Below are 23,643 nucleotides of genomic sequence, written 5' to 3' on the forward strand. Positions count from 1 at the left end.
GTGTCAGTGCCCGCCCAGCTCGCGAATGTTCTGCTTGAGGTTTTCGAAATCGTATTCCGACAAGCCAATGTAATCGAGCACCAGTGGGCCGACTACATTCCATTCGTGGTCCACCGCCTGGTTGCCCAATACCCGGTAGGACGCGCAAATGTGCTCGGCCATCTTCAGTACCGCCAGCAGGTTCTTCAGCTGGCTCTGGGTATTGCGCGAGGTGTCGTCGCGGAACACAGCCAGGGCGTTGTGGTGGTTGGCGATGGCCCCGCTGAGGTGCTCGGGCAAACGCCAGGACTTGGCGGTGAAATAGCCAACCACCGAATGGTTGGTGTTGAACGTGCGGTTTTCGGTGTCGACCACGCGCGTTGCTTCGTCGGCCTTGGCGTATGCCTCTTCCAGCACATCCATGTAATTGGGAAAGCGCTTGAGCATCAGCGGCACGCCACAATCATGGAACAAACCAAGGGTGTAGGCCTCGTCCGCTGCCTGGATACCGGTTCGCTTGGCCAGCGTCAGGCAGGTCATCGCCACATCCTGGGCGGTGTCCCAGAAGCGGTTGAGGGTAACGATGGTTTCGTCGCACATCTCGCCCTTGATCGACTGGGCGTTGATCAGGTTGATGATCGAACGGCTACCCAGCAGGTTCACCGCGCGCTGGATCGAGCCGATCTTGTTGGACAGGCCGAAATGCGGGGAATTGACCAGTTTGAGCAAGGCGCCAGAGAGGCCCGGGTCCTGGGAAATCAGCTTGGCGATGGTTTCCAGGTCCGGGTCAGGCATGTACTGCTCGAACTGCAGGTCGACCATGATCTGCGGTTGCGGCGGGATGGTGATGCCTTGCAAGGCTTGCTGGATCTGTTCGGCGCTGAGTTCTTGGGACATACGTGCACACTCGTTTAGGACGGGGGATTCTAACCCGGCAGGCGCAGCCTTGCCGCCCTTTGTCGAGGCCTGCACCGATCGAAAGGCCAACAGGTTATACTCCCGCTCTTTTTTCCCGGAGCGACGTCATGTCCCTGCCCAGCCTTCGCCTCAAAGCCAATGCCGACCGCCGCCTGCGCGCCGGCCACCTGTGGGTCTACAGCAACGAAGTCGATGTCAGCGCGACCCCACTGCAAGGCTTTCAGGCCGGTCAGCAGGCCATTCTCGAGGCCGCCAACGGCAAGCCGCTGGGCATCGTCGCGCTGAGCCCGAACAACCTGATCTGCGCCCGCCTGCTGTCGCGCGACATCAAGCTGCCGCTGGACAAGTCGCTGCTGGTCCACCGCCTGAACGTTGCCCTGTCGCTGCGCGAGCGCCTGTTCGACCAGCCGTGCTACCGCTTGGTCTATGGCGACTCCGACCTGCTGCCGGGCCTGGTGGTCGACCGCTTCTTCGATATCCTGGTGGTGCAATTGGCCTCGGCTACCATGGAAGCGCACAAGGACGACGTGATCGCCGCCCTGGTGCAGGTGCTCAAGCCCAGCGGCATCCTGTTCAAGAACGACTCCGCCGCGCGTGACGCCGAAGGCCTGCAACGCTACGTCGAGACCGTCTACGGCGAAGTACCGGATTGGGTGCCGCTGGAAGAGAACGGCGTCAAGTTCGAAGCCCCGGTGCGCGAAGGCCAGAAAACCGGCTGGTTCTACGACCACCGCATGAACCGTGCGCGCCTGGCTCCGTACGTGAAAGGCAAGCGTGTACTCGACCTGTTCAGCTACATCGGTGGCTGGGGCGTGCAGGCCGGCGCCTTCGGCGCCAGCGAAGTGTTCTGCGTCGATGCTTCGGGGTTTGCCCTGGATGGCGTGGAGCGTAACGCCGCACTCAACGGCATCAGCGAGAAGCTGACCTGCATCGAAGGCGACGTGTTCGAAGCCCTGCGCGAGCTCAAGGCTGCCGAAGAACGCTTCGACGTGATCATTGCCGACCCACCCGCCTTCATCAAGCGCAAGAAGGACCTGAAAAACGGCGAAGCGGCCTACCGTCGCCTGAATGAACAGGCCATGCGCATGCTGAACAAGGACGGCATCCTCGTCAGCGCCTCGTGCTCGATGCACTTGCCCGAGGACGATCTGAACAACATCCTGCTGACCAGCGCCCGCCACCTGGACCGCAACCTGCAACTGCTCGAACGCGGCGGCCAGGGCCCGGACCACCCGGTGCACCCGGCCATCGCCGAAACCCGCTATATCAAGAGCATCACCTGCCGGTTGCTGCCCAACAGCTGATATCTGCTAAAAAGGGCCGCCCAGCGGCCCTTTCCTGCCGCAATCCCCCCGCCAACCATCCACATGCGCATTCCCTCGCCGCGCCAGCGGTGTAGAATCGGCCTATTCATCGCCAGTCATCCCCGGCGGGTTTATGAGCTCTGGCCAAGCACGCGGCGATCCCGCGCGGTCTTCGGCCCCATCCGTGCCAGTGGCAACCGGCCTGCGGCGCAAAGGACAAGAGAAGCTCACTCCCCTATTTGTGACCTGATTAAGCCGCCAGGAGTGTTTCATGCCTGATTATCGTTCCAAGACTTCCACCCAAGGCCGCAACATGGCCGGCGCCCGTGCCCTGTGGCGCGCCACCGGGATGAAGGACGAAGACTTCAAGAAACCGATCATCGCCATCGCCAACTCGTTCACCCAGTTCGTCCCGGGCCACGTGCACCTGAAGGACCTGGGCCAGCTGGTTGCCCGCGAAATCGAACGCGCCGGTGGCGTGGCCAAGGAATTCAACACCATCGCGGTCGATGACGGCATCGCCATGGGCCACGACGGCATGCTGTACTCGCTGCCAAGCCGCGAGATCATTGCCGACGCCGTGGAATACATGGTCAACGCCCACTGCGCCGACGCCATCGTCTGTATCTCCAACTGCGACAAGATCACCCCCGGCATGCTGATGGCCGCCCTGCGCCTGAACATCCCGGTGATCTTCGTGTCCGGTGGCCCGATGGAAGCCGGCAAGACCAAGCTGGCCAGCCACGGCCTGGACCTGGTCGATGCCATGGTGATCGCTGCCGACTCCTCGGCTTCCGATGAAAAAGTCGCCGAATACGAGCGCAGCGCCTGCCCGACCTGCGGTTCGTGCTCCGGCATGTTCACCGCCAACTCGATGAACTGCCTGACCGAAGCCCTGGGCCTGGCCCTGCCGGGCAACGGCTCGACCCTGGCCACCCACGCCGACCGCGAGCAGTTGTTCCTCACCGCCGGCCGCACCATCGTCGAGCTGTGCAAACGCTACTACGGCGAGAACGACGAGTCGGTACTGCCACGCAGCATCGCCAACTTCAAGGCGTTCGAAAACGCCATGATGCTCGACATCGCCATGGGCGGTTCGACCAACACCATCCTGCACCTGCTGGCCGCAGCCCAGGAAGGCGAAGTCGAATTCGATCTGCGTGACATCGATCGCCTGTCGCGCAAAGTGCCGCAGCTGTGCAAAGTGGCGCCGAACATCCAGAAGTATCACATGGAAGACGTGCACCGCGCCGGCGGCATCTTCAGCATCCTCGGTTCGCTGGCCCGTGGCGGCCTGCTGCACACCGACCTGCCGACCGTGCACAGCCGCAGCATGGAAGAAGCCATCGCCAAATGGGACATCACCCAGACCGATGACGAAGCCGTGCACACCTTCTTCAAGGCCGGCCCTGCCGGTATCCCGACGCAGACCGCGTTCAGCCAGTCGACCCGTTGGGAAACCCTCGACGACGACCGTGAAAACGGCTGCATCCGCAGCTTCGAGCACGCCTACTCGCAAGAGGGCGGCCTGGCCGTGCTGTACGGCAACATCGCCCTGGATGGCTGCGTGGTGAAAACCGCTGGCGTGGACGAATCGATCCACGTATTCGAAGGCAATGCCAAGATCTTCGAGAGCCAGGACAGCGCGGTGCGCGGCATCCTCGCCGACGAGGTGAAGGCGGGCGACATCGTGATCATCCGCTACGAAGGCCCAAAAGGCGGCCCGGGCATGCAGGAAATGCTGTACCCGACCTCGTACCTGAAGTCCAAAGGCCTGGGCAAGGCTTGCGCCCTGCTCACCGACGGCCGCTTCTCGGGCGGCACCTCGGGCCTGTCGATCGGCCACGCCTCGCCGGAAGCCGCTGCTGGCGGCGCCATCGGCCTGGTGCGCGACGGCGACAAGGTGTTGATCGACATCCCCAACCGTTCGATCAACCTGCTGGTCAGCGATGAAGAACTGGCCGAGCGCCGCGTCGAACAGGACAAGAAGGGCTGGAAGCCTGCGGAAGTACGCCCACGCAAGGTGACCACCGCGCTGAAGGCCTATGCCCTGCTGGCGACCAGTGCCGACAAGGGTGCTGTGCGTAACAAGGCGATGCTGGAAGGGCTCTGAAGCTCTGGCTGCATAAAAACCGGCGCCTTGAGCGCCGGTTCTTTTTATTGCTCATTGACGGTCAATGAAGCGAGGTGACGGGTCCGTTTGAAACATTGACAGCTTTTGGAGAGCGATTCCAAGTGACTCGTCATCGAACAATTTGCTTTTTCGAGCAGCGGCACCTGCCCCTCCAGACCAACTTTTCAGATGTTCGCGAATTGCGCGAATCGTCGGCTCAACACCCTCTTCATGTAATAGCCAATCAACGGTGGCCAGTAGCTCCATACCAAACGGAGACTCGAAACCATCAATCAATTCGGCAGTGAACTCCAACGCCGGCAAATAGGCCTTGGCTTCACTGTTCAAATACGCCTGTACAAATGACTTGCGCCCCTCATCAAACCAGATCACGTCCAGAGGGCCTGCATCGCTGATCCGCTTTCCGCAGTGCAAATAGCTGCCATCCAGATTATCTAGCAGATGTTCAAGCCGGTTGGCGTAAGGACCATACTTATGAGCGACAAACTTCAACTCCAATGGGTTGGAACCTGGCGTGAACCGCTCGATTGATCGCTCCAGAAACCAGGCAAGCTTCTGGACTTCGAGCAAGCTGCACTCCATTCCCAGCACCCAGTAGCGGCGCACCAGCTCTGCGATCAAGGCTCGAGCCGGGGTTAAATTCTCAACACCACTGCGCTTGGAAACGTTCTGATAATTTGCCGTAGGCTCGAAAACGAGAATATCCGCATCCAGATCACCTAGAACACTCTCAATCTGTTCTCGTACCGCAGCCCAAGGCAACCCTCCGTTGCCAGCGCCAAGTGGCGGGACTGCAATCGATGCTACTTGGTTCTCGAGGATGAAGTTCCGCAAATCATGGAGACCATCGACGATCCAGCCAATTTGCGAAGGTGAGCGCCAATGCCGCTTGGTGGGAAAATTCACAATCCAGCGCGGACCATCCAGCTCACGCACCTCAGTAACAAACATCTTCCCGGTAACGACTTCTTTCGCTTTGCAGGCAGCAGCATACAGGCGATAGTTTTCGGCAAAACGCTCCTTGAACATCAGCGCAATGCCTTTCCCCATCACCCCTACTGTGTTGACTGTATTAACCAGCGCTTCGGCTTTTGCCTCCAGCAGGTTACCTTGCATAAAGCGAATCATCAGAAGTACCACCCAGGGCGAGCATATACGGCAAGATTCAGCTGACGTTGCTGAACCTCCTTGTCGATACGACGCTTCAAAGCTTCGTTGTAGCAGACTATTCCCAGAAGGCCAGCGACCGGGACATGTCCATGGATAAGGGCCTCAGCCTGATAGCGCTCCATTTTTCGGGGGTCATCAGGGTCACGCTTGAAGTCCCTGCGCTGCAAAACCTCCCAATCTATTTTGTCGAGCTGCGTAAGGTCGCTGTAGTAACCGGCCCAATGCGGGTAGGCATGTGCGTCCGTGAAGATAAACCGCAGACCCAGCGACTGCGCATGGTACAGGCTGGAGACAAGAATCACGATCTCTTCATTCCGCCGCTGAGAAACGCCCCACCCCGAATGGATGTTCTTCATCATCACGGAGAATGGGGTGAAGTAAAACGGCACATAATCTGCCAGCGTCCCATTGGGCTCTATGGGCACGTGGCGTTGCGCTCGCTTGCTGATCAGTGTTTGCACAAAGGATCACGATACTCTCGTCGCTCCATCATGTCCCAGTCAATCGCTCCAATCCCTGCGTCATAGTCCAGTAACTCAGGAGCACCACCGGCCAATGGATGCTTTGGTATCACCCGCCAGTTGGACTGCCGAGCGTGGCTTCGGGCCACGGCAATCAACACAAAACGCTCGCCCGGTCGGTCCTGATGCACTCTGCCATCGAAGGGGTTTTTCGCAAACCAGTGAAATGGCACAAACTGTTCCAGGGCCTCTCCCCGCCGGCCTTCGATAATTTCAGGATCAGCGATATCGGTGAAACCCGCATCCAGATGGGCTCTTGGAAGCAAGCCCCTTCGTACGATGGAAGGGACATTGTCGATACTTGTTAGGTGGTAGATGAACTGCTGATCTCGAATAGCCACTGGCAACCTCTGGCAAAAATGATATCCATATGCCATCAAACATAGTCATTGGATCCACATCTGCCAGGGCGCAGCCGGCTCAAATAAACCTAACCCTTACTGAATTTGCTCCGGCGTCACGATCACCCAGTTCTTGTCCGCCGTCACCGGCAACCCTTCCTTGGCCTGCGCCGCCGCATTCTTCGCAATCATCCCGTTCAGTTGGTCCATGTACTTGGCCTTGCGGTTTATCCACAAGTGGATGCCACCTTTGCCCACATCCACCCCGTGAAACTGCATGTAGCCATCGCTGGTCGGCGTGTCGCCGCCCACCAGCACCGGTTTCTTCCATTCATCGATATAGGTCAGGATCGCCGCCTGCTTGCCCGCCATCCAGGTGGCCGGGTCCACAGGTAGGGCGTCAGCTCCAGGCCCTCGTTAGCCTTGGCATCGTAGTGCCCGGCGCCGATCTGCTTGCGCGCGGTGGTCAGTTGGCCGCTGACGCGGTCCTTGAGCAGCAGGCTGACGCCAATCACGTTCTGCGGTTTCACGTTGTAACCGTACTTGGGGTCCGAGGCGACCATGCGCACCAGCTCTTCGGAGGCCGCCGAAATCACGTACACCTCGATGCCGTTCTCCATCAACTTGTTGTACAGCTCGGCCTGGCCCTTGAACACCTTGGGCGGCTGCACCTCGATGGCCTTGACCTGGTCGCCTTCGTAATACGTGCTGGGGATTGGCTTGCTGGAGGCCATCAGCTCATCCACCTGCACCTTCAATTCCTTCAGGGTAAAACCGGAGAACACCTGGGCCACCCACGGGTAGCAGACCATGTCGTCGACTTCACACAGGCGGTAGTAGTAGCTGAACAGGCTTTCCTTGTGCTCGGCGGTGTCCTTGAATGGCATCAGCTTCAACGACGGGTCGAGCTTCTCGCGGCTCAGCAGGCCCTTGTTTTCCATGAACGGCAGCAAGGCTTCTTCCAGGTCATAGCGGTAACTGGTGTTGTCCATGTCGAACACCGCGTAGTTACCCTTGTTGGCATTGGCGGCGATCATGCTGTCGAGCTGCTTGGCGGCGTCGGCAGGCCAGTGCTTGAGCTCGGTGGCGAAGGTTTCGATACTGAACAGCAGGGACAGGCCGAGGGCCACGGCTTTCGGGGCGCGCTTCATGTACGAATCTCCTGAAATGACCCAGAAACGCTAGTGCAACAATCCCTAACGACAACCCTCGATAACGACCTCCAGACAGCTGCAAACGCCGTGTTCATTGCAATCCGCGACACGCCGTTATTCCATAAACGACTATGCACATTCCATTTGGGTATAAATTCGTTTGTTTTCAGGCTGTTAGCATTTCCGTTCGCAATCGCTCACAAGAGGCGATGCTTCCTTTGCTTTTTATGCTGGAGCTTCAATGAACCTGCCGCTGTCTCTTAACCTGCTGGCGTTCCTGGCCCTGTTGCTGGGCCTGGCACAAACCCGCCGCACCGACTGGAGCCTGGCCAAGAAAGTACTGCTGGGCCTGGTGCTGGGCGTAGTCTTCGGCCTCGTGTTGCACACGATCTATGGCGCGGGCCACCCCGTGCTCAAGGCCACCATCGCCTGGCTTGACCTGGTCGGCAACGGCTACGTCGGCCTGCTGCAGATGATCGTCATGCCGCTGATCTTCGCCTCGATCCTAAGCGCCGTGGCACGCCTGCACAATGCCTCTTCGCTGGGCCGCATCAGCGTGCTGAGCATCGGCACCCTGCTGCTGACCACCGCCATTGCCGCGCTGATCGGCATCGTGCTGACCAACCTGTTCAGCCTCAGCGCCGAGGGCCTGGTGGCCGGTGCCCAGGAAAGCGCACGCATGCAAGTTATCCACAGCGACTATGCCGGCAAGGTCGCCGACCTCAACATCCCGCAACTGCTGCTGTCGTTCATCCCCAGCAACCCGGTGGGTGACCTGGCGCGTGCAAAGCCGACTTCGATCATCAGCGTGGTGATCTTCGCCGTGTTCATCGGCCTGGCGGCGCTACAACTGATCAAGGACGATGCCGAGAAGGGCGAACGCGCGCTGTCGGCCATCGATACCCTGCAGGCCTGGGTGATGCGCCTGGTGCGGGTGGTGATGAAGCTGACCCCGTATGGCGTGCTGGCGTTGATGACCAAGGTGGTGGCCAGCTCCAACATGGAAGACATCCTCAAGCTGGGCAGCTTCGTGGTGGTGTCTTATCTGGGCCTGGCGCTGATGTTCGTGGTACACGGCATCATCCTCGCCGCCACTGGCGTGAGCCCACTGCGCTTCTTCCGCAAGGTGTGGCCAGTACTGACCTTCGCCTTTACCAGCCGCTCCAGCGCCGCCAGCATTCCGCTGAACATCGAAGCGCAAACCCGCCGCCTGGGTGTGCCGCAGTCGATCGCCAGCTTCAGCGCATCGTTCGGCACCACCATTGGCCAGAACGGCTGCGCCGGCCTCTATCCCGCAATGCTGGCGGTGATGGTGGCGCCAGCGGTGGGCATCGATACCTTCGACCCGCTGTGGATCGCTACTCTGGTAGCCATTGTCACGTTGAGTTCGGCTGGGGTTGCTGGCGTGGGCGGCGGTGCCACCTTCGCCGCGCTGATCGTGCTGCCGGCCATGGGCTTGCCGGTGGAACTGGTGGCATTGCTGATTTCGGTGGAGCCGCTGATCGACATGGGGCGTACGGCGTTGAACGTGAATGGTTCGATGACGGCCGGCGTGGTGACCAGCCAGCTGTTGAAAGAGACCGACAAGGATGTGCTGGCGGGCGATGAGCATGCCGAACTGAGCCATACCTGACAGTTTGCCGGGGGCGCAACGCGCCCCCGGCAATTTCAAACCTTGTCCCAAACCTCGAAGTGATAAACCGGCTTGCCTTCCTCAGCCTGTGCCTCGCTCGACACCCGCTTCCACTGCCCCTGATCGAACTCCGGGAACCAGGCATCCCCTTCCGGCGCCATTTCCACCCGCGTCAGGTACATGCGGCTGACCAGCCCTTTCTCCAGCGCCTGGCCATACAACTGCGCCCCGCCAATCAGCATCAGTTCCTCAACGCCCTGCTCGCGCGCCCACTGTTCGGCCCGCACCAGCGCTTCTTCAAGCGAGGCGAACACCTCGGCACCCACCAGTTCAAGCCCAGCCTGGCGGCTGACCACGATATTCAACCGCCCAGGCAGCGGCCGGCCCAGCGAATCCCAGGTCTTGCGCCCCATGATGATCGGCTTGCCCAGGGTGGTGGCCTTGAAGTACCTGAAGTCCCCCGGCAAATGCCAGGGCATGGAGTTGTCGATGCCGATCACGCGGTTCTCGGCGTAAGCCGCGATCAGGCTGAGGGGGAGTGATGTATTCATGCCAGCGAGGATAGCACCGGGCGTGTGGGTTATGCTTCTGCCTTGACCTGTGCAATGGAAGACCTTGTGACTGCACCCACGCCACTGGACAAGCGCTGGCTCACCGAAGCGGTACGCCTGCGCGAGGAACACGCCGGCCTGCTGGATGACCAGGAAGCCAACCGCCATGCTCGCCAGCTCGGCGGCGACCTGGCGACGCGCATCGAAAATCGGGCGCTGTTTCTGGCCGAACGCGACGGCATGAGCGCCGCCCTGCGCCACTGGAAGCAAGGCGCGCGCCTGGCGCTGCTGGCCTTGCTGCTGATGGCCGTGCTCAGCGGTGCCGGCCTGGCATTGGCCGCCCTGGGCGACGGGCAGCGACCGGTTAACGTATTCTGGGCCTTGGGCAGCCTGCTTGGGCTGAACCTGTTGATGTTGCTGGGCTGGGCCATCGGTTTTGCCCTGAGCGGCGAACATGGCGCGGGGCTGGGCCGCTTGTGGCTGTGGTTGAGCGAACGCTTCGCCCGCGATGCCAAGGCCGCGCACCTGGCGCCGGCGTTGCTGGTGCTGCTGCAGCGCCAGCGCCTCAACCGCTGGCTGCTCGGCCTGTTGGTGCATGGCCTATGGCTGCTGGCGATGCTCACCGCCCTGGGCATGCTGCTGGCCTTGCTGGCCACCCGGCGCTACGGCTTTGTCTGGGAAACCACCCTGCTTGCCGCCGACCCGTTCATTCACCTGACCCAGGCGCTGGGCGCCCTGCCCTCGTTGCTGGGCTTCGCCGTGCCCGATGAGGCCATGATTCGCGCCAGCGGCGACAGCCAGCCTGCCCTGGAGCTGGCACGCCAGGCTTGGGCCAGTTGGCTGCTCGGCGTGGTGTTGGTGTATGGCCTGCTGCCGCGCCTGCTGCTGGCCGGGTTGTGCCTGTGGCGCTGGCGCCAGGGCCGCGAACGCCTGGCGCTGGACCTGAGCCTGCCCGGCTATGCGCAGTTGCGTGAAGCACTGATGCCGCGTAGCGAGCGAATCGGCGTACAGGACGCCGCCCCCGAAGCCTTGCCGCAATTTGCCGCAGGCCAGTTGGAAAGCGGTAGCAGCGGTGCCCTGCTGGTCGGCCTGGAGCTGGACGACCAGCGCCCCTGGCCACCCGCCCTGCCGAAAAACGTGATCGATGCCGGCGTGCTCGACAGCCGTGAATCGCGCAACCGCCTGCTCGAGCAACTCAGCCGCTTCCCCCCGGCACGCCTCGCCATTGCCTGCGACCCACGCCGCTCACCCGACCGCGGCAGCCTGGCGTTGCTTGCAGAACTGGCGCGCAATGCCGGCGCAACGCGCATCTGGCTGCTCCAGGCCGCCCCCGGCCAGGCCCTGGATGCTCAGCGCCTGGGCGACTGGCACGAAGCCCTCGACCGCCTTGGCCTGGCACACGCCGACACCTCGCCTTTGACCTGGCTGGAGCATGGCCATGACTGAGCCACTTAAACTGGCCGTGGTCGGCCACACCAACGTCGGCAAGACTTCGTTGCTGCGCACCCTGACCCGCGACGTGGGCTTTGGTGAGGTATCCCATCGCCCCAGCACCACTCGCCATGTCGAGGGTGCGCGGCTGTCGGTGGACGGCGAACCCTTGCTGGAGCTGTACGACACCCCAGGCCTGGAAGATGCCATCGCCCTGCTCGACTACCTCGAACGCTTGGAGCGCCCCGGCGAGCGTCTGGACGGCCCGGCCCGCCTGGAGCGTTTTCTGCAGGGCAGCGAAGCGCGCCAGCGTTTCGAGCAAGAAGCCAAAGTGCTGCGTCAACTGCAGGCCAGCAATGCCGGCCTGTATGTGATCGATGCGCGCGAGCCGGTGCTGGCCAAATACCGCGACGAACTGGAAGTACTCGCCAGCTGCGGCAAGCCGTTGCTGCCGGTGCTCAACTTCGTCGCCAGCCACCAGCACCGCGAGCCGCAATGGCGTGAAGCCCTTGCCCGGCTTGGCCTTCACGCGTTGGTGCGGTTCGACAGCGTGGCCCCGCCCGAGGATGGCGAGCGCCGTTTGTACGAGAGCCTTGCCCTACTGCTGGAGGACGCCCGCCCAGCCCTGCAGCGGCTGATCGACGACCAGCAAGCGCAACGCCTGGCCCGCCGGCACAGTGGCAAGCGGCTGATTGCCGAACTGCTGCTGGACTGCGCCGCCTGCCGGCGCAGCGTCGAAGCCGAACCGGCGGCCGAAGCCCGGGCGATGGAAGCCCTGCGTCAAGACATACGCCAACGTGAGCAGCGTTGCGTTGAAGCCTTGCTCAAGCTGTACGCATTCCGCCGCGAGGATGCCCATGCCAGCGACCTGCCGTTGCTCGATGGCCGCTGGGGCGATGACCTGTTCAACCCCGAAACCCTGAAGTTGCTGGGCGTGCGCCTGGGCAGCGGTGTGGCAGCGGGTGCGGCAGCGGGCGCTGGGGTGGATCTACTGGTCGGCGGCCTTACCTTGGGTGCGGCGGCGTTGGCAGGGGCGATTGCCGGCGGCGCGCTACAGACGGCGCGCAACTATGGTTCGCGGTTGATGGGCAAGCTCAAGGGCAAACGCGAGCTGACCGTGGACGATACCGTGTTGCGCTTGCTGGCTCTGCGTCAGCAGCAGTTGATGATGGCGCTGGAGAGCCGCGGGCATGCGGCACAGGACAGTATTCGTCTGGGTGAGGTGGATGAGAAAGCCTGGCGCGAGGGCAAGTTGCCGGAGGCACTGGTGAAAGCACGAGCGCACCCCCAGTGGTCCACGCTCAATCCTGGGGCGAAGTTGAACCAGGCTGAACGGCAAGAACAGCTTGAGGCGCTGGTTACTCAGATCTGAGTAACCAGGCCCATCTTTCAAAGGAGTGCCAGCGCCTTCTGCTTCAATCCCTCCAGATCAACCACTGGCATTCCAATTTCCTTGGCCATTTCATCCCATTCCCGCATCCGCAGGCTGACCTCGAACAGCGGATCCCGCTCGAACGCATCCGCCTCGGCCTCGCTCATCATGCCGCCCTGATACTCCAGGGTCCGCCTGCTCGCTTCACTCAACCGCTGGTAATACCCCGCTTGACGCAAAGTCAGGTAACGCTTGGCCTCCACGTGATACTGCACCAGCCGCGCCATGCGCTCGCCAAAACCACAACGGCGCAAATATTCGGCGCCGATGCGTTCATGGCTGACCACGCCGTAACCGCCCATGCTGGCGTCACCACCACACAGATGGCCGATGTCGTGGAAGAACGCCGCCAGCACCACTTCATCGTCGAAGCCTTCGGCCATGGCCAGTTGCGCGGCTTGGGACATGTGCTCGAGCTGGGTGATGGCTTCGCCGATGTAGTCGTCGCTGCCATGGCGCGCGTACAGGGCAAAGGTGCTATCGATGATCTGGGCTGGAGTAGGCATCGGTATCTAGTAGTCCTGGCTTGATAGCGGCGGTGACCTCTTCGCGGGCGTGCCCGCAAAGAGGCCGGTACAGGTTACTGCTGGGCCACCTTCTCCGACTTGCCGTCATAGCGCTTGCGCCATTCGGTCAGGATTTCATCCCGGTTTTTCGAAGCCCAGGCAAAGTCGTTCTTGATCAGGCGCTGCTCATAGTCTGCCGGCAACTCGGTCTGCGGCTTGGCAATGCCTGGCGCGGCCAGCACGGCGAAGTTTTCCTTGTACAGCTCCATGGCCGCCGGGCTTGCCGAGAAATCAGCCAGGCGCTTGGCCGCATTCGCCTTGGGCGAGCCCTTGATCACTGCAGTCGCCTCGATCTCCCAACCCAGGCCTTCCTTCGGCAGCACGATGTCCAGGGGGGCGCCCTGGCGCTTGAGCTGCACGGCCGGGTATTCGAACGAAATACCGATCGGGAACTCGCCTGCCGCTGCCAGCTTGCACGGTTTGGAGCCGGAATGAACGTACTGGCCGATGTTCTGGTGCAGCGCGTCCATGTAGGCCCAGCCTTGCGGTTCACCGAAGGTCTGCAACCAGGCACTCACGTCAAGGAAACCGGTGCCGGACGAGGCCGGGTTGGGCATGACGATCTTGCCCTTGTACTCGGGCTTGGTCAGGTCCTGCCAGCTAACCGGTTTGCTCAGGCCCTGCTTCTCGGCCTCGATGGTATTGAAGCAGATGGTCGCAGCCCACACATCCATGCCCACCCAAGCCGGTGGGTTGGCAGCGTCCCGGTAGTTGCCGGAGATCTTGCCCAGGTCTTTCGGTGCATAGGCTTCAAGCATGCCGTTCTGGTCGAGAATCGCCAGGCTGGACGCCGCCAGGCCCCAAACCGCGTCGGCTTGCGGGCGGTCTTTCTCGGCCAGCAGCTTGGCGGTGATGATGCCGGTGGAATCACGCACCCACTTTATCTCGATATCCGGGTTGGCTTTTTCGAAGGCTTGTTTGTAGCTCTTCAATTGCTCGGCTTCCAGCGCGGTGTAGACCGTCAGCTGGGTATTGGCGGCCGAAGCCTGCAGGCTGAACACGGCGCAAACAGCAGCGGCAAGTGCAAGGTGCTTGTACATGGGTAGGTTCCTTACAGGTCAGACGGTCGCGGCGCGTTGGCGCCAGGCTTGGGAGCGGCGCAGCAGGCCGCGTGAGGCTGCGGCCAGCAGCAGCGAAGCGCCGGCACTGGTCAGCAAAATCAGGGTGGACATGGCGGCGGCACCGCCAACGTTGCCGGCGTCGTCCATGTTCAGCACGGCAACGGCAGCCAGAATGGTGTCGGGGCTGTACAGGAAGATCGCCGCCGACACGGTGGTCATCGCCGAGACGAACAGGTAGCGGATGATGTCCAGCAACGCCGGCAGGCAGATTGGCACGGTCACCCGCAGGAAGTGCTTGTACAGCGGCGCCTTCAGCGACAACGCAGCGGCTTCGAACTCGCCGTCGAGCTGACGCAGGGCGGTGGTGGCGGTCATCTGCGCGGTGGTCAGGTAATGGGCGATGGTGCACACCACCAGCAGCCCCATGCCGCCGTACAGCACATGCAGCGGGTTGCCGTTGAGGTTGAAGAAGAAAACGTAGCCCAGGCCCAGCACCAGGCCCGGCACGGCCATGGGGATGAAGCTGAGCAGGCGCAGCGCCTGGTTGAGCAGGCGTTGCCCCTGGGTTTTCTCCATCAGGTAGGCACCGGTGAAGATCACGATGCTGCCGATCAGCGCGGTGCCGATGGCCATGGTCACGCTGTTGCGGTAGGCCAGCCAGCCGCCACCTGCGGTGTCGTCGAACAGGTAATGACGCAGTGACAACGAGAGGTTGTATGGCCAGAAGGTGACCAGCGAGGAATACACCGCCATACCGATCACCAGCAACAATGCCGCGCACACCAGCAGCACGATGGCCAGGAAGCAGGCATCGCGGCCACGCGATGGCTTGGGTACGAACACCTGGGCACGGCCGCTCATGGCCTCGCCCTGGCGCCGGCGCAGCCAGGCGTCGACGGTAAAGCTGAACAGCGCCGGCAACAGCAGCACCATGCCGATCAACGCGCCACGGCCAAACTGTTGCTGGCCGACCACCGCCTTGTAGGCTTCCAGTGCCAGCACCTGATAGTCGCCACCGACCACTACCGGCACACCGAAGTCGGTGATGGTCAGGGTGAATACCAGGCACAACGCCGCGAACACCGCCTGGCGTGTGGCCGGCCAGGTAATGCTGGTGAACGCCCGCCACGAGCCGGCACCCATGCTGGAAGCTGCATCGAACAGGCGAGCATCGGCCAGCGACAGCGCCGACAGCAGGATCATCAGCGCATGCGGGAAGGTGTAGATAGCCTCGCCCAGCACGATGCCCCAGAAACCGTAGATGTTGTCGCTGAGCAACCCGCGCAGCAGCCCCTGGTTGCCGAACAAGTAGACCAGGGCGATGGCCGGCAGCATCGACGGTGCCAACAGCGGCAGTAGCGAAATCCCCCGCCACAGGCCCTTGGCCGGAATCAGCGTGCGTTGCAGGGCATAGGCGAACAGGTAGGCCAGCGGCACCACGATGGCCGCAACCGTCAAGGCCACCGACAGGCTGTTGCCCAGCAACCAGTGGAAGTTGTCGCTGGCGAACAGTTCACGGGCCGCCAGCAATCCGCCGCCTTGGCCCGCTTCACCGCTGAAACCACGCCAGAAGATCGCCAGCAGCGGCATCAGCACGGCCAGCACCAACAGGATCAGCAGCAGGCTCTTGCCGCCGACGACGAACAACCGGTCACCCAGGGCGACGCCAGCACGCGGCGCGGCTTTGGCCTGGCCCAGTGGCAGGGACATTGGCGCGGCCATCTCAGGCAAACACCTGCAGGCTCTGCGGCGGCAGTGCCACCCAGATGTCCTGCGAACCCAGGCGCGGCATGGCTTCGGGGGCCAGTTCAGCCAGCAAGGCATGGCCTGGCAAGGCCTTGAGTTCAAAGCTCATGCGACAGCGGTTACCGAGGAAGGTGATTTCGCGAACCATGGCCGGGAACAGGTTTTCTTCGTGTACCACCGGGTTGACCGTGATCGCCTCTGGGCGGCAGAACAGCCGACCGCTGCTGGCCTGGGCCGAACCCGGCGCCAGGCGCATGTTCATGCCGCCAACCTGGGCATGGCTGTCGCTGCTGCGCTGAAACGGCAGCCAGTTACCTTGGCCGACGAACTCGGCGACGAACGGCGTGGCCGGCTGGTCGTAGATTTCCTGCGGGGTGGCGTACTGCTCGACCTGGCCGTTGTTCATTACCGCAATGCGGTCGGCCATCAACATGGCCTCGTCCTGGTTGTGGGTCACCATCAAGGTGGTGATGCCCAGCTGCCGTTGCAGCTGGCGCAGCTCGGTGCACAGGTGCTCGCGCACCCGCGCATCCAGCGCCGACATCGGCTCGTCGAGCAGCAACAAGGAAGGCGACGGTGCCAACGCGCGGGCCAGGGCCACACGTTGCTGCTGACCACCGGAAAGCTGGCCGGGGTACTTTTTCTCGCTGCCGGCAAGGCCCACCAGCTCGAGCATTTCGGCCACACGCTGACGGGCCTGCTCGCGGCCACTGCCGGTCAGGCCGTAGGCGATGTTGGCTTCGACGGTGAGGTTGGGAAACAGCGCGTAGGACTGGAACAGGATGCCGTAGTCACGGGCCTGGGGCGGCAGCTCGGAAATATCGCGTTCGCCGATGTACAGCGTACCGCGGTCCTGGCGCTCCAGGCCGGCAATGCAACGCAACAGCGTGGTCTTGCCGCAACCGGACGGGCCAAGCAGGCACACCAGCTCGCCGGCGGCGATGTCCAGCGAGACATCGTTCAGCGCCGTGAAGGCACCGAAGCGCTTGTGGATGTTGCGCACGGTCATTTGTGCGCCGGGGGTGGTGTGGTTCATGGCAGGGCCTCATCGAAGAGATGGGGGCCATGCTAGGAAGGCTGTGCGAAGGTTCTGTGGCGTTTGGGCAAAAGTCGATGATAGTGATATAGGCAGATTTTGTAGGAGCGGCCTTGTGTCGCGATGGGCTGCGCAGCAGCCCCGGCAATTCATGCGGCGGAGCTGAAACCCCGGGGCTGCTGCGCAGCCCATCGCGACACAAGGCCACTCCTACAGTGCCTGTGTACTCCTGAATCAGAAGTGTGAGCCAGCCACTTCCTGCGCCACCCCAAGAAAGGCAGCCGGCAAACGGGCCTGGCGACGCTCCTTCAGGCAATACAAATACTCATGCATCACCGGCGCATTCTCCAGCGCCAGCACCCGCAGCTCAGGGTTGTGCGGCACCTCATGGCGGGCAATCACGCTGATGCCGATGTTGCGCAGCACCGCCTCGCGAATCGACTCGCGGCTGCCGATTTCCAGCAAGGCGCCGGCCTTGACTCCGGCCTCCTGCATCATCTGTTCGGTTAGCTTGCGCGTGGTCGAGCCCTTCTCGCGCATCAGCAGGCAATGCCCGGCTACCCCCTCGATGGACACCGACTGGCGATGGGCCAATGGGTGGTTGCGGTGCACCGCCACCACCAGCGGATCAGTCCCCAGTACCCGCCGCACCAACCGCGCATCCTCCACCAGTTGCGAAGACGCGGCGATATCCACCCGGTAGTCTTCGAGCATTTCCAGCACCTGCTGCGAGTTGCCGATCTCCACCGCCACTTCTACCTGAGGCAGCCGTTCGCGGTAGATTTTCACCAGGTCAAGGATGTAGTAAGGCGCCGTGGCTGCGATGCGCAGGCTGCCCTGCGCCTGGCCGCTGTTGCGCAGCTCGAACTCGATGTCGGCCTCCTGCTGCAGCAGTGCCTTGACCATCGGCAACAGGCGCACGCCCTCCTCGCTCAGCACCAGGCGCCGACCGCCACGGTAGAACAGCTCCACGGCGTACTGGCCTTCCAGGTTGCGGATCTGCGTGGTTACCGTGGGCTGGCTGAGCCCAAGCTTCTTCGCCGCCAGGGTGATGCTGCCCAGACGGGCCACCATGTAAAAGGCTTTCAGCTCCGAACTCAGCATGCACGTCCTCTATTTGCGCAACAGGCGCAAGCCGTTGAACACCACCAGCAGGCTCACGCCCATGTCGGCGAACACCGCCATCCACATGGTCGCCATGCCAGCAAAGGTGATGGCCAGGAATATCGCCTTGATGCCCAACGCCAGAACGATGTTCTGCATGAGGATCGCCGCGCTTTGGCGCGACAGCCTGACGAAGGCCGGAATTTTCCGCAAGTCGTCGTCCATCAGCGCTACGTCGGCGGTCTCGATGGCGGTGTCGGTACCGGCGGCGGCCATGGCAAAACCGATCTCGGCGCGGGCCAGAGCTGGCGCGTCGTTGATACCATCACCGACCATGCCCACCCGGTGGCCTTCTGCGTACAAGGCCTCGATGGTTTTCAGCTTGTCGGCTGGCAGCAGGTTACCCTCGGCGCGGTCGATGCCCACCACAGCGGCGATGGCCTGGGCGGTATGCGGATTGTCACCGGTCAGCATGACAGTCTTGATACCCAGTTCATGCAGCTCGGCGATAGCCTGGCGGCTGCTGTCCTTCACGGTGTCGGCAACGGCAAACAGCGCCAATGGCCCGGAACGGTCGAGCAGCAGCACCACGGTCTTGCCCTGACGCTCCAGCGCATCCAGTTTGGCTTCCAGCGCTGGCGAGCACAGGCCCAGCTCTTCGACCAGGCGGTGGTTGCCCAAGTGGTAGACCTCACCGTCGATGGTGCCACGCACACCGCGCCCGGCCAGGGCGGCGAAGTCATCCACTTCACTTAGAGCCAGCCCTTGCGCCTTGCCGAACTGAGCGATAGCGCGGGACACCGGGTGGTCCGAGCGCTCGCCCAGGCTGGCGGCCAGGGCTTGAGCGCGGGCTTCGAACTGCGGCGCCAGCACTTCGGCGTCAGTCTGTACCGGTTTGCCGTGGGTGATGGTGCCGGTCTTGTCCAGGGCCAGGAAGTCCAGGTGGCGGCCGCCCTCCAGATAGACGCCGCCCTTGATCAGGATGCCTTTGCGCGCGGCAGCCGCCAGGCCGCTGACGATGGTCACCGGGGTCGAGATCACCAATGCGCAGGGGCACGCAACCACCAGCAATACCAGAGCACGGTAGACCCAGTCGAACCAGGCACCGGCCATGAACAACGGCGGGATCACCGCCACGGCCAGGGCAATGGCGAACACCACCGGGGTGTAGATGCGCGAAAAACGGTCGACGAAGCGCTGGGTAGGTGCCCGCGCGCCTTGTGCCTCCTCCACGGCCTTGATGATCCGCGCCAGGGTAGACTGCCCGGCAGCAGCGGTAACGCGGAACTCCAATGCTCCCGCCTGGTTGATGGTACCGGCGAACAGTTTGTCGCCCACTGCCTTCTCTACAGGCAGGCTTTCACCGGTGATCGGTGCCTGATCGACGCTGGACTGCCCACTGGTCACTTCACCGTCCAGGCTGATGCGTTCGCCGGGGCGCACCCGCACCAACGCACCGATGGCCACTTCACGCACGTCCAGCTCGCGCCACAGGCCATCGGCCTGCTGCACCGTGGCCATGTCCGGGGCCAACTGCATCAACCCGCCGATGGCATTGCGCGCACGGTCCAGCGAGCGCGCTTCGATCAGCTCGGCGACCGTGAACAGCACCATCACCATGGCTGCTTCCGGCCACTGGCCGATCAGCACCGCACCGGTCACGGCAATGCTCATCAAGGCATTGATGTTGAGGTTGCGGTTTTTCAGGGCGATCCAGCCCTTCTTGTAGGTACCCAGGCCGCAGCCGAGGATCGCCAACAGCGCCAGCCCCGCTACCACCCATTCCGGGGCCAGCGCAGCGAAGTGCACGATTTCGGCGGTAATCGCAGCAATACCCGACAGTGCCAGCGGCCACCAGCGGGTCTTGGCCGGTTGTGCCACGCTGGTGGTGCCGTCGTTCTCGGCAGCAATCGGCTCGGCCTTCATGCCCAGGCTGTCGATGGCCCGCTCGATTTCAGCCGTACCGTTCAAGGTATGGCGCACGCCAAGCACGCGGTTGATCAGGTTGAATTCCAACTGCTCGATTCCGGCCAGCTTGCCCAGTTTGTCCTGGATCAGCGTCTGCTCGGTGGGGCAGTCCATGGCGTCGATGCGAAAACGGCTGAGCTGCGCCTGGGCACTGGCCGTTTCGCTCAGTTGCACCAGCGATGGCGCGGCTTTGGAGCCGCAGCAGCTGTGGCCGTGGGCAGCATGGCCGTGGTCGTCATCGCCATGGGCGTGATCGTGCGAGTGCTTGTGGTCGTGGCTGACAGGCTGGTTCATGGGGTCATCCTTAAAGTGAGCCTGTTGCCAAGTGAACACCCTGTAGCCACTATAGGGTCAAGCCTATTGCTGGAGATTCGTGATGAAAATCGGAGAACTGGCCAAAGCCACCGACTGTGCGGTGGAAACCATTCGCTACTACGAGCGGGAAAACCTGCTGCCGGAGCCTGCGCGCAGTGACGGCAACTACCGGCTGTATACCCAGGCTCACGTCGAGCGGCTGACCTTCATCCGTAACTGCCGCACCCTGGACATGACCCTGGACGAAATTCGCAGCCTGCTACGCCTACGCGACAGCCCGGATGACTCGTGCGGCAGTGTCAACGCGCTGATCGACGAGCATATCGAGCATGTGCAGGCGCGTATCGACGGTTTGGTGGCGTTGCAGGAACAGCTGGTAGAGCTGCGGCGGCGCTGCAATGCGCAAGGGAGTGAGTGTGCGATTTTGCAGCGATTGGAGACGAACGGGGCGGTATCGGTGCCGGATACCGAGCATTCGCATGTGGGGCGCAGCCACGGGCATTGAGATCGCCGGGGGCGCTTTGCGCCCCCCGGCAATCTAGAAAATCACACCGCCATCGGCGCTGTCATCGGCGCATGGTGCTCATAACCTTCCAACCAGAAATCACTCGGTTCGATCTTCTCCAGCCACTCCGGCTCGTACTTACCCGTCTCGGCAAACGCCGGCACGCGGTCGCTGATCACCAGTTTCGGCGCCTCCAGCGGCTCGCGCTTGAGCTGCTCATGCAGCATGTCCAGGTGGTTTTCATACACATGGGCATCACCGATGAAGTAGGTGAACCAGCGCGGGGTGTAACCGGTCAGGCGGCCGAACAGCGACAGCAACGCCGCGCCTTCGGTGAGGTTGAACGGTGTGCCCAGGCCCAGGTCGTTGGAGCGGATGTAGAGGGTCAGGGAAATTTCCTTGGTCTCGACATTTGGGTGGAACTGGTACAGCAGGTGGCACGGCGGCAGGGCCATTTCGTCCAGCTGCGCGCAGTTCCAGCCGTGGAACAGGATGCGGCGGCTGCCCGGGTCGTTGGCGATGGTGTCCAGGCACTGGCGCACCTGGTCGATGGCCTTGTACAGGATGACGAAGGCGACGCCGTCCTCTTCGTCCTGGGCAATACGGCGGAAGCCTGCCTTTTCGGCCATTTCGATGGCGGCCGAGTTGCTCAGCGGGATGCGCTTGTAGCCTGGCCATTGGCGCCATTGCACGCCGTAGATCTCGCCCAGGTCGTCATGGCCCTGGCGGAACGGGTTGGCCAGCCACTGAGCGTTTTCGTTGGCGTTCTGGTCCCAGACCTTGCAGCCCAGCTCGCGGAATTCACCTGCGTTTTTCACGCCCCGCAGAAAACCGACCATTTCGCCGATTGCCGACTTGAACGCCAGTTTGCGCGTGGTGATGGCCGGAAAGCCCTTTTGCAGGTCGAAACGCAGCATGGCGCCCGGCAGTGTGATGGTGCGAATGCCGGTGCGGTTGCCCTGCATCGTGCCGTTTTCGATGACGTCGCGGACCAGGTCCAGATACTGTTTCATGGCTTACCTGTAGCAAAAACGGCAGGGGGATCGCCCCTGCCGTGGGATTAATCAGGCGGGTTTCGCCGTAGGCTTGCGATTATAAGCCCACCAGATCAGGCCAAGGCCAGCCAGGATCATCGGCACGCACAGAATCTGACCCATGGTCAGCCAGCCCCAGGCGATATAGCCCAGCTGGGCATCCGGCACCCGCACGAATTCGACGATGAAGCGGAAGATGCCGTAGAACAGCGCGAACATGCCCGATACCGCCATGGTCGGCCGCGGCTTGCGCGAGAACAGCCAGAGGATGACGAACAGTGCCACGCCCTCCAGGGCGAACTGGTACAGCTGCGACGGGTGGCGTGGCAGCTGGGCTGGGTCGCTGAACGGCGGGAAGATCATCGCCCATGGCACGTCGGTGGGTTTGCCCCACAGCTCGGCGTTGATGAAGTTGCCGATACGCCCGGCACCCAGGCCGATCGGCACCAGCGGGGCAACGAAGTCCATCAGTTCGAAGAACGACTTGTTGTTGCGCTTGCCGAACCACAAGGCCGCCAACATCACGCCGATGAAGCCACCGTGGAACGACATGCCGCCCTTCCACACCTCGAAGATCAGCGTCGGGTTGGCCAGGTAGGCGTGCAGGTCGTAGAACAGCACATAGCCCAGGCGCCCGCCGACAATCACACCCATCGACAGCCAGAACACCAGGTCGGAAAGCTTCTCGCGGCTCCAGGTGGGATCGAAGCGGTTCAGCCGGCGCGAGGCCAGCAGCCAGGCACCGCCGATGCCGATCAGGTACATCAGACCGTACCAATGGATTTTCAGCGGCCCGATGGCCAGGGCCACGGGGTCTATCTGCGGGTAAGGCAGCATGGAACTTCCTCTCGATTCAAATCAAAAAGCTGAGGCCGACACAGAACAGCAGCGCTGCGAACAGGCGTTTCAACAAACGGGGCGACAGCTTGTGCGCCAGACGCGCGCCAAAGCGGGCGAAAAACATGCTGGTCACGGCAATGCCGATCATCGCCGGCAGGTACACGTAGCCCAGGCTATGGGCCGGCAGGTGCTCTTCGTGCCACCCCAGCAGCATGAAGCTCAGGGCACTGGCCAGGGCGATCGGCAGGCCACAGGCCGAGGACGTGGCCACCGCCTGCTGCATCGGCAGGCTGCGCCAGGTCAGGAACGGCACGGTCAGCGAACCACCGCCGATGCCGAAGATGGCCGAAGCCCAGCCGATCATTCCACCGGCCCCAACCAATGCAGGTTTACCGGGGATGCCACGGCTGGCCTTGGGTTTGAGGCCCAGTGCCATCTGCGCGGCGATGACCAGGGCAAACACACCGATGATCTTTTGCAGCAACGGGCCTTGGATCAACGAGGCGGTCTTGGCACCGACGCCGGCCCCCAGCAGGATGCCGAGGGTCATCCAGGCGAAAATCGGCCATTGCACGGCACCCTTTCGGTGGTGCTCGAGCACAGCGTTGATCGAAGTGAATACGATGGTTGCCAGTGACGTGCCGACTGCCAGATGGGTCAACACCGAGGCATCGAAGCCCTGCAAGGTGAAGCTGAACACCAGCACCGGCACGATGATGATGCCACCGCCCACGCCGAACAGCCCGGCCAGCACACCAGCACAGGCGCCCAACAGCAGATAGAGCACGAATTCCATTCGGCGTCCCCGAGAAATCAATCCGGCATGGTAACGGAAGCCGGGCTCGGGGCTCTAGTGAACTCTGTGACAGGATGGATCGGCCATGCTGCTGTGGGTACAGT

The 23,643-nt window shown here is 62.5% G+C and carries 19 protein-coding genes and 2 pseudogenes; 6 read left to right on the forward strand and 15 right to left on the reverse strand.

Annotated elements, in window-relative coordinates:
* Positions 1–3: 3 nt before the first annotated feature.
* On the reverse strand, positions 4–822 hold the full coding sequence (locus tag AB5975_08580) for an HDOD domain-containing protein (GenBank protein XDR22944.1): 819 nt from the start codon (positions 820–822) through the stop codon (positions 4–6).
* Between the two features lie 182 nt (positions 823–1,004).
* Between AB5975_08580 and AB5975_08585 the strand changes: the two genes are divergently transcribed.
* Entirely contained in the window at positions 1,005–2,201 is a 1,197-nt protein-coding gene (locus AB5975_08585; GenBank protein ID XDR21868.1) for a class I SAM-dependent rRNA methyltransferase, read from the forward strand.
* Between the two features lie 271 nt (positions 2,202–2,472).
* On the forward strand, positions 2,473–4,314 hold the full coding sequence (ilvD, locus tag AB5975_08590) for a dihydroxy-acid dehydratase (protein ID XDR21869.1): 1,842 nt from the start codon (positions 2,473–2,475) through the stop codon (positions 4,312–4,314).
* Between the two features lie 51 nt (positions 4,315–4,365).
* Here the strand turns inward: ilvD and AB5975_08595 are convergent, their stop codons facing one another.
* The 4 genes and pseudogenes from AB5975_08595 to AB5975_08610 all read right to left on the reverse strand — a co-directional run bounded on the left by AB5975_08595 (position 4,366) and on the right by AB5975_08610 (position 7,518).
* Positions 4,366–5,463 (reverse strand): macro domain-containing protein, encoded by a 1,098-nt coding sequence (locus AB5975_08595; GenBank protein XDR21870.1) that lies wholly within the window; start codon positions 5,461–5,463, stop codon positions 4,366–4,368.
* A pseudogene (locus AB5975_08600) lies at positions 5,463–5,957 on the reverse strand (DUF4433 domain-containing protein). The gene AB5975_08595 and the pseudogene AB5975_08600 overlap by 1 nt, the downstream one beginning before the upstream one ends.
* Positions 5,954–6,403: a DarT ssDNA thymidine ADP-ribosyltransferase family protein gene (locus AB5975_08605; protein ID XDR21871.1), complete on the reverse strand. Its 450-nt coding sequence runs from the start codon at positions 6,401–6,403 to the stop codon at positions 5,954–5,956. The pseudogene AB5975_08600 and the gene AB5975_08605 overlap by 4 nt, the downstream one beginning before the upstream one ends.
* 60 nt (positions 6,404–6,463) lie before the next feature.
* Positions 6,464–7,518, reverse strand: a pseudogene (locus AB5975_08610) (haloacid dehalogenase-like hydrolase).
* 244 nt (positions 7,519–7,762) lie between these two features.
* Between AB5975_08610 and AB5975_08615 the strand changes: the two are divergent.
* Positions 7,763–9,154 carry an L-cystine transporter gene (locus AB5975_08615; protein ID XDR21872.1) on the forward strand — a complete coding sequence of 464 codons (1,392 nt, stop codon included), beginning with the start codon at positions 7,763–7,765 and terminating at the stop codon, positions 9,152–9,154.
* Between the two features lie 35 nt (positions 9,155–9,189).
* On the opposite strand, the gene AB5975_08620 is transcribed toward AB5975_08615, so the two are convergent.
* Complete coding sequence (locus tag AB5975_08620; protein ID XDR21873.1) at positions 9,190–9,705, reverse strand: dihydrofolate reductase; 516 nt, start codon at positions 9,703–9,705, stop codon at positions 9,190–9,192.
* Positions 9,706–9,759: 54 nt separating this feature from the next.
* Between AB5975_08620 and AB5975_08625 the strand changes: the two genes are divergently transcribed.
* The gene (locus AB5975_08625) at positions 9,760–11,151 is read left to right on the forward strand and encodes a DUF2868 domain-containing protein (protein ID XDR21874.1); all 1,392 of its coding nucleotides are present in this window, start codon (positions 9,760–9,762) and stop codon (positions 11,149–11,151) included.
* Positions 11,144–12,508 (forward strand): GTPase/DUF3482 domain-containing protein, encoded by a 1,365-nt coding sequence (locus tag AB5975_08630; protein ID XDR21875.1) that lies wholly within the window; start codon positions 11,144–11,146, stop codon positions 12,506–12,508. The genes AB5975_08625 and AB5975_08630 overlap by 8 nt, the downstream gene beginning before the upstream one ends.
* Before the next feature lie 17 nt (positions 12,509–12,525).
* Here the strand turns inward: AB5975_08630 and AB5975_08635 are convergent, their stop codons facing one another.
* From AB5975_08635 to AB5975_08660, 6 genes are all read right to left on the reverse strand, one after another.
* Complete coding sequence (locus AB5975_08635; GenBank protein ID XDR21876.1) at positions 12,526–13,074, reverse strand: phosphonate degradation HD-domain oxygenase; 549 nt, start codon at positions 13,072–13,074, stop codon at positions 12,526–12,528.
* Between the two features lie 74 nt (positions 13,075–13,148).
* Positions 13,149–14,174 carry a putative 2-aminoethylphosphonate ABC transporter substrate-binding protein gene (locus tag AB5975_08640; protein ID XDR21877.1) on the reverse strand — a complete coding sequence of 342 codons (1,026 nt, stop codon included), beginning with the start codon at positions 14,172–14,174 and terminating at the stop codon, positions 13,149–13,151.
* Positions 14,175–14,192: 18 nt separating this feature from the next.
* Entirely contained in the window at positions 14,193–15,917 is a 1,725-nt protein-coding gene (locus AB5975_08645) for a putative 2-aminoethylphosphonate ABC transporter permease subunit (GenBank protein ID XDR21878.1), read from the reverse strand.
* A 1-nt stretch (position 15,918) separates the two neighbouring features.
* Positions 15,919–16,977, reverse strand: coding sequence for a putative 2-aminoethylphosphonate ABC transporter ATP-binding protein (locus AB5975_08650; protein XDR21879.1), 1,059 nt, complete (start codon positions 16,975–16,977; stop codon positions 15,919–15,921).
* Between the two features lie 234 nt (positions 16,978–17,211).
* Positions 17,212–18,081, reverse strand: coding sequence for a LysR family transcriptional regulator (locus tag AB5975_08655; GenBank protein XDR21880.1), 870 nt, complete (start codon positions 18,079–18,081; stop codon positions 17,212–17,214).
* 9 nt (positions 18,082–18,090) lie between these two features.
* The gene (locus tag AB5975_08660) at positions 18,091–20,343 is read right to left on the reverse strand and encodes a heavy metal translocating P-type ATPase (GenBank protein XDR21881.1); all 2,253 of its coding nucleotides are present in this window, start codon (positions 20,341–20,343) and stop codon (positions 18,091–18,093) included.
* 82 nt (positions 20,344–20,425) lie between these two features.
* On the opposite strand from AB5975_08660, the gene cadR reads away from it, so the two are divergent.
* A complete protein-coding gene (gene cadR / locus AB5975_08665; protein ID XDR21882.1) occupies positions 20,426–20,869 on the forward strand; it encodes a cadmium resistance transcriptional regulator CadR in 444 nt (147 codons plus the stop codon).
* 41 nt (positions 20,870–20,910) lie between these two features.
* On the opposite strand, the gene AB5975_08670 is transcribed toward cadR, so the two are convergent.
* Genes AB5975_08670 through AB5975_08680 form a run of 3 tightly spaced genes read right to left on the reverse strand, consistent with a single transcriptional unit; the run spans position 20,911 to position 23,539 of the window.
* The gene (locus AB5975_08670) at positions 20,911–21,882 is read right to left on the reverse strand and encodes a thymidylate synthase (GenBank protein XDR21883.1); all 972 of its coding nucleotides are present in this window, start codon (positions 21,880–21,882) and stop codon (positions 20,911–20,913) included.
* A 51-nt stretch (positions 21,883–21,933) separates the two neighbouring features.
* Positions 21,934–22,740, reverse strand: a complete 807-nt coding sequence (gene lgt / locus AB5975_08675) for a prolipoprotein diacylglyceryl transferase (protein XDR21884.1) — start codon at positions 22,738–22,740, stop codon at positions 21,934–21,936.
* A 16-nt stretch (positions 22,741–22,756) separates the two neighbouring features.
* Positions 22,757–23,539 carry a sulfite exporter TauE/SafE family protein gene (locus AB5975_08680; GenBank protein ID XDR21885.1) on the reverse strand — a complete coding sequence of 261 codons (783 nt, stop codon included), beginning with the start codon at positions 23,537–23,539 and terminating at the stop codon, positions 22,757–22,759.
* Between the last annotated feature and the right edge of the window lie 104 nt (positions 23,540–23,643).

Origin of the sequence: Pseudomonas putida, from assembly GCA_041071465.1 — a bacterium.
GTDB classification, from domain to species: Bacteria; Pseudomonadota; Gammaproteobacteria; order Pseudomonadales; family Pseudomonadaceae; genus Aquipseudomonas; species Aquipseudomonas putida_P.

What these genes read in the sequence shown, in the direction of transcription:
- AB5975_08680 (XDR21885.1), bottom strand. Translation starts at nt 23,539, where the DNA reads ATGGAATTCGTGCTCTATCTGCTGTTGGGCGCCTGTGCTGGTGTGCTG.
- AB5975_08585 (XDR21868.1), top strand. Translation starts at nt 1,005, where the DNA reads ATGTCCCTGCCCAGCCTTCGCCTCAAAGCCAATGCCGACCGCCGCCTG.
- AB5975_08670 (XDR21883.1), bottom strand. Translation starts at nt 21,882, where the DNA reads ATGAAACAGTATCTGGACCTGGTCCGCGACGTCATCGAAAACGGCACG.
- AB5975_08605 (XDR21871.1), bottom strand. Translation starts at nt 6,403, where the DNA reads ATGGCATATGGATATCATTTTTGCCAGAGGTTGCCAGTGGCTATTCGA.
- AB5975_08655 (XDR21880.1), bottom strand. Translation starts at nt 18,081, where the DNA reads ATGCTGAGTTCGGAGCTGAAAGCCTTTTACATGGTGGCCCGTCTGGGC.
- cadR (XDR21882.1), top strand. Translation starts at nt 20,426, where the DNA reads ATGAAAATCGGAGAACTGGCCAAAGCCACCGACTGTGCGGTGGAAACC.
- AB5975_08650 (XDR21879.1), bottom strand. Translation starts at nt 16,977, where the DNA reads ATGAACCACACCACCCCCGGCGCACAAATGACCGTGCGCAACATCCAC.
- AB5975_08615 (XDR21872.1), top strand. Translation starts at nt 7,763, where the DNA reads ATGAACCTGCCGCTGTCTCTTAACCTGCTGGCGTTCCTGGCCCTGTTG.
- AB5975_08645 (XDR21878.1), bottom strand. Translation starts at nt 15,917, where the DNA reads ATGGCCGCGCCAATGTCCCTGCCACTGGGCCAGGCCAAAGCCGCGCCG.
- AB5975_08635 (XDR21876.1), bottom strand. Translation starts at nt 13,074, where the DNA reads ATGCCTACTCCAGCCCAGATCATCGATAGCACCTTTGCCCTGTACGCG.
- AB5975_08660 (XDR21881.1), bottom strand. Translation starts at nt 20,343, where the DNA reads ATGAACCAGCCTGTCAGCCACGACCACAAGCACTCGCACGATCACGCC.
- lgt (XDR21884.1), bottom strand. Translation starts at nt 22,740, where the DNA reads ATGCTGCCTTACCCGCAGATAGACCCCGTGGCCCTGGCCATCGGGCCG.
- AB5975_08630 (XDR21875.1), top strand. Translation starts at nt 11,144, where the DNA reads ATGACTGAGCCACTTAAACTGGCCGTGGTCGGCCACACCAACGTCGGC.
- AB5975_08640 (XDR21877.1), bottom strand. Translation starts at nt 14,174, where the DNA reads ATGTACAAGCACCTTGCACTTGCCGCTGCTGTTTGCGCCGTGTTCAGC.
- AB5975_08625 (XDR21874.1), top strand. Translation starts at nt 9,760, where the DNA reads ATGGAAGACCTTGTGACTGCACCCACGCCACTGGACAAGCGCTGGCTC.
- AB5975_08595 (XDR21870.1), bottom strand. Translation starts at nt 5,463, where the DNA reads ATGATTCGCTTTATGCAAGGTAACCTGCTGGAGGCAAAAGCCGAAGCG.
- ilvD (XDR21869.1), top strand. Translation starts at nt 2,473, where the DNA reads ATGCCTGATTATCGTTCCAAGACTTCCACCCAAGGCCGCAACATGGCC.
- AB5975_08620 (XDR21873.1), bottom strand. Translation starts at nt 9,705, where the DNA reads ATGAATACATCACTCCCCCTCAGCCTGATCGCGGCTTACGCCGAGAAC.